This is a genomic window from Pseudomonas sp. DTU12.1 (genome assembly GCF_009873475.1).
Classification (GTDB): Bacteria; Pseudomonadota; Gammaproteobacteria; order Pseudomonadales; family Pseudomonadaceae; genus Aquipseudomonas; species Aquipseudomonas proteolytica.
In genome coordinates this window covers 469,507-482,829 of sequence record NZ_CP045254.1, presented here as the reverse complement: position 1 = coordinate 482,829, position 13,323 = coordinate 469,507, and the positions used below count along the sequence as shown (strand labels likewise).

The following is a 13,323-nucleotide window of genomic DNA, read 5'->3' as shown; positions in this document are numbered from 1 at the left end:
AAGAATATTCCGACAACCTCAGGATCGCGCCGTCATCCCCTTGAGGTTCACCTATGAAGTTCTCCTCGATTCTCTTGTTGTCCCTTGGCCTGGTCAGTGGCGCAGCCATGGCCGGTGGCACCACCGAAGCCGGTGTAGGCGGCGCATTGGGCGGGGTTCTAGGTTCAGTCGTCGGCCAGCAGATCGGCGGCAATACCGGTTCGGCCATTGGTGCGGCCCTGGGCGGCGCCGGCGGTAGCGCAGTGGGCGCAGACAAACGCAGCCGAGGCGAAGCGGCCATTGGCGGCGCGCTGGGCGCAGCCGGCGGCAACGTGGTCGGTCGTAGTGTCGGCGGCAACACCGGTAGCCTGATCGGTGCGGCAGCAGGCGGTGGTGCCGGCGGCGCGCTGGGCAACTACATGGGCAACAAGAGCGACGACGACGACCGTCGCTATCGCGGGCGCGATAACCGTCGCTACGACCGCGATGATCATCGTGGCCGTGGGCATGCCTATGGGCATCGCAAGAACAAGCATCACTACCGTCACCGGTAAATCCAAAGAACACTGCATACCCCGTGTGGGAGCGGGCTTGCCCGCGATTGCGGTGGGTCAGTTATTGGATACTTGACTGATCCATCGACATCGCGGGCAAGCCCGCTCCCACATTTGCTTCGGTGGCGTTTATGCGTTCGGGGTCAGATCACCAACCGCTGCAAAGCCTCGCGCAACACCCCCGCAATCGCCACCGGCTGGTTTGTCGCCCGGTCGACAAACACATGCACAAACCGCCCCGCCGCGCAGGCTTCGTCTTCGCCAGCCTTGAACACTGCCAACTCGTACTGCACTGAACTGTTGCCCAACTTGCCCACCCGCAGGCCGATATCGATACGGTCGGGAAAGGCTATCGACGCGAAATAATCGCACGCCGAACTCACCACAAACCCCACCACCTTGCCGTCATGGATATCCAACCCACCCTGCTCGATCAGGTAGGTGTTCACTGCCGTATCGAAGAAGCTGTAATAGGTGACGTTATTCACATGGCCATACACGTCATTGTCGTGCCAGCGCGTAAAGATCGGCTGGAAGTGGCGGTAATCGGCACGCTGCGGCATTGAGTCAGGCATGGGCAAGTCTCGTGAAAGTGAATTTACAGGTCGTTCAGATGGGCCCCGGCCCAATCCCGCACCTGGGCATACGGATACTCTTCCAGCGCGGCAAACCCTGGAATCCCGCGGGCCTTGAGTTTGGTAAACAATGGCACGCTGATCCCGCATAAAAACCGCGTCAACCGCTCAGCCCCCGGCAAGCTACCGGTGTGCTGATGATGCCTGTGGATAAAATCCGCGCACAATCCCTGGAAGCTTTTATCCACAAGCGGCGCCAAGCCAGGTGGCGCTGGGAGATGGGCGATCTGGCCACGGCAAACCGAACAATGCCCACACTGGCGGGGCGCATCCGCATCACCAAAATACTCGGCCAGCCGAAAGCCCAAGCAACGCTCGCTGGCGAACAGCGCCAGCATCCCATGGATCCGCGCCACTTCCGTGACTTCGTGCTGCTTGAAGCCTGTGTATAACTCGGCGCTCATGGCCTGGGTATCAAACCCGCTATCGAGCAGGCTGTAGACCTCAGTCATCTGCTTGCTCTCCAGCTCGATCAGCCCCTGCTCCTGGAAATAGTCCAGCGCCTTGACCACCCGCCCACGCTCGGCCTGGTGCAGTTGATAAAGTGCGTCGAAATCCACAGTGGCCCAGCTACGGGCCCGTTTGCATACCTGGATGATCGCGGCGACAAACTGCTGTCGCTCGCCGGAAAAACGCGCCAGCAACACATCCGGTTCCACCAGGTACTTGAAGCGATACTCGGCATAAAACGCATAGCGCGGTGCAATAACCCCCTTGAGCTCCAGTTGCACCAGCAAGGTCTTGAGCGGTAGCTCACGGATATTGCTCAGCTCTGCCAACGAGCGCAGCAGAAACTCCCATTGCCCGTCATCCCGGGCTGCCAGCAACTCCTCCAGCACCAGCCGGATACCTTCCTGCTCGGGCGTATCGCCGTACACGAAGTTCTCCAGCACTGTGAGGCTGTCGCGATTGGCCAGCACCAGGCACTCGGAAGGCTGGCCATCACGACCGGCGCGCCCGATTTCCTGGCTGTAGTTCTCGATGGACTTGGGCAGGTCGAAGTGCACCACGTTGCGGATATCGCTCTTGTCGATGCCCATGCCAAAGGCAATGGTGGCGACGATGCAATTGGACTGCCCCCCCATAAACCGGCGCTGAATGCCCTCGCGTTGATCATGGGACAGACCTGCGTGATAGGCCTCGGCCTGGATGCCGTGGCGGTTCAGGTGCTCGGCGATCTGCTCGGCGGTTTTCTGCAAAGTGACATAGACGATGCTCGGCTGGTTGGCCCGCTCACCCATCCACTCCACCAGGCGCCGGCGCTTGTCCACGCCACTGACCGGCTCTACCCACAGGTTGAGGTTGGGCCGGTAGAAGCCCGTGGTGATCACATCCGCGGGGGCGATGGCGAACTTGGCCTGCATATCCGCAATCACCTTGGGCGTCGCGGTGGCTGTCAACAGCAGCGCCTGGGGAATCTTGAACTGGCGCTGGTAGTCGGGGAGCTTCAGGTAGTCCGGGCGGAAGTTGTGGCCCCACTCGGAAATGCAGTGCGCCTCGTCTACCACGAGTAACGAAATCGAAACGCTGTGCAAAAAGTTGCGAAAGCGCTCGTTCTTCAAGCGCTCCACGGAAATCATCAGGATTTTCAGCTCGCCGGAGCGGGCCCGGGCCATGACGTCATTGGCCTCCTCGCGACTTTGCGCCGAATCGATACTGCCGGCCGAAATACCATGACGCTGTAAAAAGCCCAACTGGTCCTGCATCAACGCCAACAGCGGCGACACCACCAGCGTCAGGTGCGGCAGCAATACGGCTGAGAGCTGATAACAGAGGGATTTGCCGGACCCGGTGGGAAAGATCGCCGCCGCCGACCGACCGGCCAGCACGGCGCTGACAGCGGCCTCCTGGCCTGGGCGAAACTGGGGGTAACCAAAGACCTGCTGGAGGGTGTCGTGCATAAGCTGTCACTCCATTGACCGCTGAACAGACCTAAAACATAGCCCGGTATTTTCAGCGGTTCGAGAAAGGTCGCGAGGAAAAGAGAGACAGGATGATACACAGGCCAGGAGGCCCAGTCGGCAATCCGGCAAACACTCAAAAACCAATGTGGGAACGGGCTTGCTCGCGAATGCGGTGTATCAGATACACAGTCAGTGACTGACACTACGCATTCGCGGGCAAGCCCGCTCCCACATTTTTTACAGCATCGCTACAGCTCGATCAGCGGTTTTGCACACGCTCAATGGCTTTGTCATACACCGGGTTGGCCTTCTGCTCCTTGGCCAACTGGTAGTGGCGCAGCGCATCGGCAAACTGCCCGGCTGCTTCGTAGATCCGCGCGATGTTGTAGTAGGACCCGGCACGCACGGTAGCGGCGGTCGGGCCGCTGGCCAAAGCGATGGCCTTGCGGTTGGCCCAGATCGATTCTGCGGTGTTGCCGGCTTTCTGATAAGCCAGGCCGAGGTTGCCGTAGGCTTTGCCGAACGAGTTATCCAGTTCGATCGCCTGGCGGAAGTAGTCAATTGCCTGGTCCAGGTTACCGGCCTGGTAGGCAGCTTCGCCTTTGAGGTTCAGTTTTTTCGCATCACCCTGGACAGCAGAACTGACCACCACGGCATCAACCGCAACGCTGTCGTTGAGCAGCGGTTTGACTTCGTTGAGCACGTCCTTGGCTTCGACCAGCACGCCGGTGAAGGTATTGATGTCCTGGAAGTCGCCGCTGCCGGTCATGCGGAACACCGTCCACAAGTTGCCGGTACGGTTGGTCGGCACGTAGTAGGTGCGCACCAGGGACTGGCCCATGTACACAAACACCTTGGCCTGGCTCTCGGACAGCGCCGTAGAGCCGGTGTTGGTGCGGTTGGAGAAGTCATGCACGGCGTACACATAGCTTTCGCCGTAGTGTTTTTTCTGCAGGGTGATGGTTTCCGGGCCGTAGCTGTCGGTGTCATCCACATCCAGCTCGGCGTCGGTGCCGGTCTTGCTGTTGAAGTAGATATTGTTGCCAGGGAAGATCATGTGGGAGTCAAGGTCCGAAGGCGATTGCCCCCAGGTCAGCACCACACGCAGGCCGTCGAGGTTTTCCATCACCGGGCTGATGGCGTAGGTCATGCCTTTGCACGGGCACTTGACCACCAGGTTGGAGTAGCCAGGCTTCTTGATGATCAGCAGGTTGTCGGCGCCATCGGCCACTTCGCTGGTGAGGGTGACTTGACCCTGGGCGTTGGTGCGCCCCACCACGTTCTGCGCGCCGTTGCGTTGCAGCAAGACTTCGGCGTCGGCGATTTTCTGGTCCTTGACCACCGCACTGAGCACTTCAATCGGCAACTGCTCGGCCTGGACGGCAAACGCCAGCGCACACAAAGACATCGCCGAAGCGACACGAAGCAAACCCATGCTTAACTCCCTTTAAGTAGTGGGCGGAATCGCCCTACAAGATTTTGCGGTGAAACATACGCTGAATTCAGGCGGCTTGCCGGGATTTTATACAAAATGTGACGTGGTTTTTATCCCAACTATGGGTGGGCGCCTCTTAGCCCAACTTCAAGTATCGGAAGCCTCTGTAGGAAATCGCCAAGCAAGGCACCATACGCTTCCCAAACTACCTCCAGTGCAAACTCAACCCCCTACAGAATCAACCAAGCCTGACCGAAACTAGCGCCCTCTCAACCCTCTCGGCAAGAATCCGTGGACCTTGAAAGGACTCAATACATTGGCCATTACGGGGTCACGTTCAGCGTGATTCGTTTCACCGTACGACCCAACAACAAGCAAGCACTTGCCAGTCTTTGCTTACTAGAAGCAAAGACCTCAGCGCAGGAAGTTCGCCTGCAACTACAAAATCTGTATGAGCGAATGCTCGCCCAAGACCTCCCTTGCCTCATGACAGTGGTCATTTCAAAACCGCTGACTAGAAAACAGGCAGATAGCTTGAACAACCGGAACAACGTCATCAAAGAAACTATATCGGGAGCGGTGGCAGCCCCAATTGGGCTCATGTCCAGCAAGGCAGAATCAATGGTCGAAAAAGCTACCAGCGATTTGATATCGCGCCAGCTACGCAACTTCCAGCATGCAGACATCATCATCGGCCTAGAGGCTCAGGTCAGCGGGGGAATTGGCCCGCAGCGCTCCAGCCTCTCACTACACGTGTACTCAAATGAGCCATAGTCAAATGCTCTATCTACAGGCGGCGATCTTCTTCGCCTTTTATCTGTTGCTGTATTACAAAATCACCGACTGCACACTCAGAAAACGTTTTGCTGTCACGTTTATAGCAAGCGGTTTGATCCTGACATTCTGGCTACCTTACGTAGCGATCATTCTTAGTATTCAACTGCTCCCCCTCGCTCTGTTCTTGATAGGCTTGGCACTGTTCTTCACCCGCAACAAGTACCGCTATCGCCATGACCAACCCCCTCACCCACTCCGGCGTGCCCCCACCATGAACCTGGCCCCGCACTTCCCAGAAGACCCCGTCATGCAGCAGCTCCTGCAATTGCTGCATGAAGAAATCGGCCTGCCCAAGCACAAGACCATCCGCCTTAAAACTTCGCTCAACTTCGACCTCGGGTGCGACGGCGCGGAGGCCAGGCAGTTTATGGAAGCGCTGGAGCAGGCATTTGATCTGGACCTGGGCGACTATGATGCTTATCGCTACTTCAACCCTCCGGTATTTGATGTGTTCCTCAAACACCGCGCCAAGGGCCGGGGCGAGAAGATGCCGCTCACCATCGGCATGCTTTACCTGGCCATCAAGACTCATAGCTGGGATACGCAGACGCTGGAAAATCTGAGCTAAAGAACACTGCGTCATTAATGTCTGTGGGCTCGTGATAGCGGTGGGTCAGTCAATGCATCCAGCGGTTGATACACCGCAATCGCGAGCAAGCCCGCACATTCGGATCTGCGCCTTTTTGCCGTCCTGCTCTACGTTCATAGAGATTTGCGCGCGCACAAAAAAGCCGCCCACTAGGGGCGGATTTTTTACAGCTGGCGAATCTTACAACTTAGGACCCGCTGCCTTGATCGCGTCGCTCACTTCAAACTTCTTGAAGTTCTCGACGAACAGGCCGGCCAGAGCCTTCGCGGCTTCGTCGTAGGCTGCTTTGTCAGCCCAGGTGTTGCGTGGGTTCAACAGGCCAGTCTCAACGCCCGGTACGGCCAATGGCACGTCGAGGTTGATGGTGTCCAGGTGCTCGGTTTGCGCACCGATCAACGCGCCGCTCTGGATCGCTGCGATCACTGCACGGGTGGTCGGGATGTTGAAGCGCTTGCCAACACCGTAGCCGCCGCCGGTCCAGCCGGTGTTGACCAGGTAGACCTTGGAGCCGAAGCCGCGGATGCGCTTGATCAGCAGCTCTGCGTATTCGCCAGCCGGACGCGGGAAGAACGGCGCGCCGAAGCAGGTAGAGAACGTCGACTTGATGCCGCTGCCCGAGCCCATTTCAGTCGAGCCCACCAGTGCGGTGTAGCCGGACAGGAAGTGGTAGGCCGCTTGTTCTTCGTTGAGGATCGACACCGGTGGCAGCACGCCAGTCAGGTCGCAGGTCAGGAAGATCACTGCGTTCGGCTCGCCACCCAGGTTCTTCTCGGAACGCTTGGCAACGTGCTCCAGTGGGTATGCGGCGCGGCTGTTCTGGGTCAGGCTGACATCGGTGTAGTCGGCGTGCTTGGCATCGTTGATCACGACGTTTTCCAGGACCGCGCCGTGCTTGATGGCTTTCCAGATTACCGGCTCGTTCTTCTCGGACAGGTCGATGCACTTGGCATAGCAACCGCCTTCGATGTTGAACACCACGCCTTCGCCCCAACCGTGTTCGTCGTCACCAATCAGGTAACGGCTTTCGTCGGCAGACAGGGTGGTCTTGCCGGTGCCGGACAGGCCGAAGAACAGGGTCACGTCGCCTTCTTCACCGATGTTGGCAGCGCAGTGCATTGGCAGCACGTCAGCGGCCGGCAGCAGGAAGTTCTGCACCGAGAACATGGCTTTCTTCATCTCGCCGGCGTAACGCATGCCAGCGATCAGGACTTTCTTCTGGGCGAAGTTGAGGATCACGCAACCATCGGAGTTGGTGCCGTCACGCTCAGGTACGCACTCGAAGTTGGCAACGTTGAGCACTTGCCACTCTTCACGACCGGCCGGGTTGTACTGGGCCGGGTTGATGAACAGGCAACGGCCGAACAGGTTCTGCCAGGCAGTCTGGGTGGTCATTTTCACGGCCAGGTAGTGGTCTTCGGCAGCACCAACGTGAACGTGGGAAACGAAATGCTCTTGCGCGTTGTTGAAAGCCTCGACGCGAGCCCACAGGGCATCGAACTTGTCGGCCGGGAACTTGCGGTTGATCGGGCCCCAGGCAATGGCGGCCTGGGTGGACGGCTCTTCAACGATGAAACGGTCGACTGGCGAACGCCCGGTACGGTGACCGGTTTCTACGACCAGCGCGCCGGTATCGGCAAGCACGCCTTCACCGCGCTGCAGGGCTTCTTTGACCAGATCGTCAACACTCAGATCGGTGTATACGGCGTTATTGGCTTGCGTCATGAGGTTCCCCGTCGGCCTATGGCCGAGTGCTCCAAACGTTTTGTAGTAGAAAGTTGCGCACTACTACCGCGAAAAAAGTGGGCCGGATTATGCCAGAAAAGCCCAAAAAAAGTAGGGCCCTCCCGTCAGAACACCTCTAATCCGGCGTTTGTCAGGTGATTTACCTGTGCTTAAACGTTTTAGTGGTGGGTGCCCGAAGGGGTGTCAACGCCAGCGCCAGCGAACAATTGGGCGATATCGGCAGCGTCGAACAGGTAGCGTTGATTGCAGAACTGGCAGTCGATTTCGATTCGGCCACCATGCTCCACAGCCAGGTTTTGCGCATCTTCCAGGCCCAGGCTCACCAGGGCATTGCCCGAACGCTCGCGGGAACAGCTGCAATGGAAACGCAGCGATTGCGCATCGAACAGACGCACCTCTTCTTCGTGGTACAGGCGGTGCAGGATGGTTTCGTTGTCCAGGCCCAGCAGCTCTTCGGCAGTCAGCGTACCGGCCAGGGCAGTGAGGCCGCGCCAGCTTTCTTCGCGCTCATCCTCATCCTTGATGCGATCGGCCGGCAGCTGTTGCAACAGCAGGCCACGGGCGCGCTTGCCATCCGCATTGAGCCAGAAGCGGGTGCCCACTTGCTGGGACATGACGAAATAGTTGGTGAAGCAGTCGGACAGGGTTTCACCGTCCAGGTCGACAATGCCCTGGTAGCGCTGGCCAACGGTCGGGTCGATGGTCAACGCCAGTACGCCGTTGGGCATCAGGTCGGCGAGGGTCGCGTCCGCCGGGATCTGGTCCTCTTCATAACGGGCCAGGCCACGGATTTCGCGCTCGCTGGAGCACTCGATCATCAGCATGGGAACCGGGCCTTCGGAACGGGCCTGCAGAATCAGCAAGCCATCGAACTTCATGGTGCCGACCAGCAGCGACGCGGCGGCCATCAGTTCGCCGAGCAACTGTGCGACCGGCTCCGGATAGGGGTGCTTGGCAAGGACTTCGGCATAGCTGCGCTCCAGGGCAACCAGTTCGCCACGAGCGTCGTTGTCGTCAAAGAGGAAACGTTGAGTGAAGTCGGTATCCGGTAGATCAGTCATAGGTCTGGGTATCTGAATTGATGACAAAGTGATGACAATGTTTCTAAAATTATGCGCTTTAGCACCAATTTGGTGCGCTTTTCTTCCGGTAGATGAAGAGCTTTAGAGCGAAGAGGAAACAGTTTATGAACAATCCGGGTTTGTTCCAAGCCAAGTGGAACCTCGGGCGATTGGCCCTGTGCAATTTACTCGCTCTGGGGCTGCTGTGTTTTTGGCTATGGCCCGCAGGCCAGATGCTTTGCGTGATATTCGACGAATGGCTGTTTCATCTACTCAACGACCCTCTGGCCAGCAACCCGACCTGGCTGCATGTCTGGGCGGTAGCGAGCCTGCGACCATTTGATGCGGTGGTCGGGGTAATCCTGCTGATGCTGCTGATTCGCGGCGAATGGGTGTTCAAGGCGATTGAGGTGCGCCAGGCGTTTTTTGGTTTCCTCGCGATCCTGCTGTTACTGCTGTTTATCCGCATGCTGTTTTCCAAGCTCGCGGCGCAGATGGGCTGGCAGCACAACAGCCCCTCTATGGTGATCAGCGGGGCGATCCACATGAGCGACTACTTCCCTGACCTGGAAAAAACCTGGGAGTTGAAGGACCGCTCCAGCCAGAGCTTCCCTGGGGACCACGCTTCGGTGCTGCTGATCTGGGGGATGTTCATGAGTGTATTTGCCAAGCGGATCGGGCAAGTCGTGCTGGTCTGGGGGCTGGCGCTGCTGTTCATGATGCCGCGCCTTGTGGCCGGTGCACACTGGGGGCAAGACGACTATATCGGTGGCGTGCTGCTGGCGCTGTTGGCACTGGGCTGGGGTTATTACACGCCGTTTGCTGCGAAGGTCTCGGGTTGGCTGCTGCGCGTGATCGAACCGGTATTCGGGTTGTTGCAACAAGTACCTGTGATCAATCGCTTGAGCGTGATCCGCAACGCCTGAGCCCAGGTCCAGGAGCCTGGCCGGCTCCTGCACGTAAAGCCTCACTCATCATTGCCGCTGCCGCGAAACTTGAACAGGTCGCGGCGCTGTTTCTTGCTTGGCTTGCCGTCGGTGCTCATACCCAACGCTCCGGCCTTGCGCATGGCCGCCGCATTCTCGCGCTTGGCGATACTTGCCGGCGTCTCGGTATACAGCGCCTGCGCTTCGGGAGCGCCCCGGCGGACGATGGAAAGCGCCTGCACCACCACGGTCTTCTCTTCAAAGCCAACACGAATCTGCAACTCATCACCAATGTGCGGTTCCTTGCCCGGTTTGCAGCGTTCGCCACGGCAATGCACCTTGCCGCTCTCGATGGCGGCCTTGGCCAAGGCCCGGGTCTTGTAGAAACGCGCAGCCCACAACCACTTGTCCAAACGGACTTTTTCGTCATCTTCCTGCTTTTGAGCCACTTGAATTCCTCGCTCTGAAAAATGTCGCAACTTAACCGTCGAACCCCTTCGACGCACAAACGCCAAGGCTCACCTAAGATACGCCAGGTGTCAGGCAGTTTCCCTTCAGCCATGGTTTTTTATGGCGTGAAGATATCTGTCGCCATTTGGTGAATATTCTGCGTGAATACCGCGAATTCGGCTCCAAGCGCCCGTCAACGTTCCAGGGTTGTCATAATCCGTGAGCAGTTGGACGCTAGTGTCGTTTGACGTCGAAATATTTCTGATTGCCGGTTGTTCATATTGAAGACATTTGACCATTTGACCGTTGTCGGTCTGCGTGAATGGGTGGCGCTTCCCGATCTGGGAGTGGCGGGCCTGCGCGCGAAGATCGACACCGGGGCCAGTACCTCCAGCCTGCATGCCACCGAGATCGAGCCTTTTGAGCGTGACGGTGAAAAGTGGGTGCGTTTCACGGCGCACCTGGGCAGCGTGGTGCAACTGCGTCACCGGCGTTGCGAAGCGCCGCTGGTGGCGATGAAAACCATTAAAAGCTCCAACGGCCAGGCGCAGGTGCGCTACGTCATCAGCACCACCCTGGCCCTGGGTGATCGGGTATGGCGGGTGGAGTTCACCCTGGCTTGCCGCAAAACCATGCGTTACCGCCTGTTGCTAGGTTCCAAAGCCCTGATCGACGGCCAGTTGGTGGTCAACCCGGGGCTCAAGTACGTTCAAGACAAGCCGGTGTTCCCGGTCTCTACTATTGCTGCCACAGGTGTTGCATGAAGATCGCTGTGCTGTCGCGTAACCCGCGTCTGTATTCCACCCGTCGTCTGGTCGAGGCCGGCACCGAACGGGGCCATGAGATGGTGGTGATCGATACGTTGCGCGCCTATATGAACATTGCCAGTCATAAGCCGCAGATCCACTATCGGGGCAAACCACTGGAAGGCTTCGACGCGGTGATCCCGCGCATCGGCGCCTCGGTGACCTTCTACGGCTGCGCGGTACTGCGCCAGTTTGAAATGATGGGGGTGTTTCCGCTCAACGAATCGGTGGCCATTGCTCGCTCCCGGGACAAGCTGCGCTCCCTGCAGTTGCTGTCGCGCCGCGGTATCGGCTTGCCAGTGACCGGCTTTGCCCACTCCCCCGATGACATTCCCGACCTGATCGAGATGGTCAACGGCGCTCCCCTGGTGATCAAGGTGCTGGAAGGCACCCAAGGCATTGGCGTAGTGATGTGTGAAACCGCCACGGCGGCTGAGTCGGTGATCGAGGCGTTCATGGGCCTCAAGCAGAACATCATGGTCCAGGAATACATCAAGGAAGCCGGCGGCGCGGATATCCGTTGCTTCGTGGTGGGGGACAAGGTGATTGCGGCGATGAAGCGCCAGGCCAAGCCAGGGGAGTTTCGCTCCAACCTGCACCGGGGCGGCAGCGCCAGCCTGATCAAGATCACCCCGGAAGAACGCATGACCGCCCTGCGTGCGGCCAAGGTCATGGGCTTGAGTGTGGCGGGAGTGGATATCCTGCGCTCCAACCACGGGCCACTGGTGATGGAAGTGAACTCTTCACCGGGCCTGGAAGGGATCGAAACCACCACCAACAAGGATGTGGCGGGGATCATCATTCAGCATCTGGAGAAGAACAGCGGGCCGAACATGACCCGTACCAAAGGCAAGGGCTGAGAACCCTTGTAGGATCTGGCTTGCCAGCGATGACTGACTAACATTCAACATCAATGTCGACTGTTATATCTTCGCGCAGGCAAGCCAGCTCCCTCATTTGATATTCGTAAGGGTCTAGACCGCATCTCGGGGCAACATCAGCCCCAACGGCAAGCGCACCCGCGCCTCCAACCCGCCATCGGCACGGTTGCGCAGTTCGACATTGCCGCCATGCATCGAAGCAATCCGCCGCACAATCGCCAACCCCAACCCGGTACCCTTGCCACCACGGGCACGGTCGCCACGGGTGAAGGGGTTGAAGATGCCCTCCAGTTCCGCCGGATCGATCCCTGCGCCACGGTCCATGACACTCAACACCACATAAGGCGCGTTGGTATCACCCGACACATAGGCGGCGACTTCCACCTCAGTCCCCGCGTGGTGCAGGGCATTACCGATCAGGTTGTTCAGCAGGCGCTTCATCGAGACCCGACGCAAGGCAAAGGGCTGGATCGGCTCCAGGCGCATGCGCACCTGCTCGCCGTTCTGGTTATAGGGCGCCACGACCTCGCGTACCAGGTCGGTCAGGTCGACTTCCTCTACCACCTCATCGCGACCATCGCGGATAAACGCCAGGAACTGGTCGAGAATCGCATCCATATCTTCGATGTCGCGGACCATGTCATCGGTAAGATCGGTGTGGTTGCCCATCAACTCCAGGGACAGGCGCAAACGTGTCAGCGGCGTGCGCAGGTCATGGGAAACCCCGGCCAGCATCAGCTCGCGTTCACGCCCGGCCTGTTCGACATCTTCGGCCATTTGATTGAACGCGCTGTACACCTCGGTCATTTCGCTGGGCGTGTCGCTGATTGGCAGGCGCACACTGCGACCTTGCCCAAGTTGCCTGGCAGCAAACACCAGGCGCTTGAGCGGCTGGTTGAGCTGGCGCACGAAAATCCAGGCCGACGCGGTGGAAAGCAGGCCAATGGCCAGGAACCAGCCGAGTACGTTCCAGATTTTCTGCCCCCGTAGCGGATGGGGATACAGTGGCACTTTCAGCCATCCATCCCCCAGGCTAGGGGCTCGGACCCACAACGCTGGCGAAACATGCATCCGTAGCCGCACCTCAGTGTCCTCGCCCAGTTCGGCCTGCATCTGGCGCTGGTAGATCTCGCTATAGGGCCAATGCTGCTCGCCCTCGGGAACACCCGCGCCCACCACGCGAGTCAAGGTCGCCGCCTTGGCGATTTTTTCACGGTTCTCCGGGTCGGCAGCCCAATAGGCACGCAATGTCAGCGCCACACCGTGGCTGTACTGTCGATCCACCAGCACGTCTTCGTTCATCAGCAGGTAAACGAGGGTCAGGGCCTTGGAAAACAGAACGACGATCAGCACCAGCCAAAGGGTGCGGGAGAAGAAACTCTGGGGGAACCACAGCGGGGTTTTCATAGAAGACAGCTAGACACCTGGCAAGAGCGAGCACGGCTCGCAGAATTGCAGACGCCGGGCATCCGGCCGACCCATTGGGATCGAACTCCGGAGTACCCGCCTGTGCAAATCATCGG

Annotated in this window: 13 protein-coding genes; 6 read left to right on the top strand and 7 right to left on the bottom strand. The window is 58.8% G+C overall.

The window, feature by feature from the left end; all coding sequences use genetic code 11:
- Nucleotides 1-53: 53 nt before the first annotated feature.
- A complete protein-coding gene (locus tag GDV60_RS02110; protein ID WP_029299799.1) occupies nt 54-533 on the top strand; it encodes a glycine zipper domain-containing protein in 480 nt (159 codons plus the stop codon).
- Nucleotides 534-676: 143 nt separating this feature from the next.
- On the opposite strand, the gene GDV60_RS02105 is transcribed toward GDV60_RS02110, so the two are convergent.
- The 3 genes from GDV60_RS02105 to GDV60_RS02095 form a co-directional block, all read right to left on the bottom strand.
- Entirely contained in the window at nt 677-1,108 is a 432-nt protein-coding gene (locus GDV60_RS02105) for a thioesterase family protein (protein WP_159906112.1), read from the bottom strand.
- 23 nt (nt 1,109-1,131) lie between these two features.
- Nucleotides 1,132-3,069, bottom strand: a complete 1,938-nt coding sequence (locus GDV60_RS02100; RefSeq protein WP_159906110.1) for an ATP-dependent DNA helicase RecQ — start codon at nt 3,067-3,069, stop codon at nt 1,132-1,134.
- 262 nt (nt 3,070-3,331) lie between these two features.
- A complete protein-coding gene (locus tag GDV60_RS02095) occupies nt 3,332-4,507 on the bottom strand; it encodes a tetratricopeptide repeat protein (RefSeq protein WP_029299795.1) in 1,176 nt (391 codons plus the stop codon).
- Between the two features lie 342 nt (nt 4,508-4,849).
- Between GDV60_RS02095 and GDV60_RS02090 the strand changes: the two genes are divergently transcribed.
- Nucleotides 4,850-5,281 (top strand): hypothetical protein, encoded by a 432-nt coding sequence (locus GDV60_RS02090; protein ID WP_186351788.1) that lies wholly within the window; start codon nt 4,850-4,852, stop codon nt 5,279-5,281.
- Nucleotides 5,282-5,555: 274 nt separating this feature from the next.
- The gene (locus tag GDV60_RS26990) at nt 5,556-5,912 is read left to right on the top strand and encodes a DUF1493 family protein (protein WP_092237261.1); all 357 of its coding nucleotides are present in this window, start codon (nt 5,556-5,558) and stop codon (nt 5,910-5,912) included.
- Nucleotides 5,913-6,113: 201 nt separating this feature from the next.
- Here the strand turns inward: GDV60_RS26990 and GDV60_RS02080 are convergent, their stop codons facing one another.
- Nucleotides 6,114-7,655, bottom strand: coding sequence for a phosphoenolpyruvate carboxykinase (locus tag GDV60_RS02080; protein ID WP_104911358.1), 1,542 nt, complete (start codon nt 7,653-7,655; stop codon nt 6,114-6,116).
- Nucleotides 7,656-7,834: 179 nt separating this feature from the next.
- Entirely contained in the window at nt 7,835-8,737 is a 903-nt protein-coding gene (hslO, locus tag GDV60_RS02075; protein ID WP_029299788.1) for an Hsp33 family molecular chaperone HslO, read from the bottom strand.
- Nucleotides 8,738-8,862: 125 nt separating this feature from the next.
- Between hslO and GDV60_RS02070 the strand changes: the two genes are divergently transcribed.
- Nucleotides 8,863-9,663 carry a phosphatase PAP2 family protein gene (locus tag GDV60_RS02070; protein ID WP_133714020.1) on the top strand — a complete coding sequence of 267 codons (801 nt, stop codon included), beginning with the start codon at nt 8,863-8,865 and terminating at the stop codon, nt 9,661-9,663.
- 41 nt (nt 9,664-9,704) lie between these two features.
- Here GDV60_RS02070 and GDV60_RS02065 read toward each other — a convergent pair whose 3' ends face one another.
- On the bottom strand, nt 9,705-10,112 hold the full coding sequence (locus GDV60_RS02065) for an RNA-binding S4 domain-containing protein (protein ID WP_029299784.1): 408 nt from the start codon (nt 10,110-10,112) through the stop codon (nt 9,705-9,707).
- A gap of 300 nt (nt 10,113-10,412) precedes the next feature.
- Between GDV60_RS02065 and GDV60_RS02060 the strand changes: the two genes are divergently transcribed.
- Both GDV60_RS02060 and rimK read left to right on the top strand, forming a co-directional pair.
- Nucleotides 10,413-10,877 carry an ATP-dependent zinc protease gene (locus GDV60_RS02060; protein ID WP_286675716.1) on the top strand — a complete coding sequence of 155 codons (465 nt, stop codon included), beginning with the start codon at nt 10,413-10,415 and terminating at the stop codon, nt 10,875-10,877.
- On the top strand, nt 10,874-11,779 hold the full coding sequence (gene rimK, locus GDV60_RS02055) for a 30S ribosomal protein S6--L-glutamate ligase (RefSeq protein WP_029299780.1): 906 nt from the start codon (nt 10,874-10,876) through the stop codon (nt 11,777-11,779). The genes GDV60_RS02060 and rimK overlap by 4 nt, the downstream gene beginning before the upstream one ends.
- 114 nt (nt 11,780-11,893) lie before the next feature.
- Here the strand turns inward: rimK and GDV60_RS02050 are convergent, their stop codons facing one another.
- Nucleotides 11,894-13,207: an ATP-binding protein gene (locus tag GDV60_RS02050; RefSeq protein ID WP_029299778.1), complete on the bottom strand. Its 1,314-nt coding sequence runs from the start codon at nt 13,205-13,207 to the stop codon at nt 11,894-11,896.
- Between the last annotated feature and the right edge of the window lie 116 nt (nt 13,208-13,323).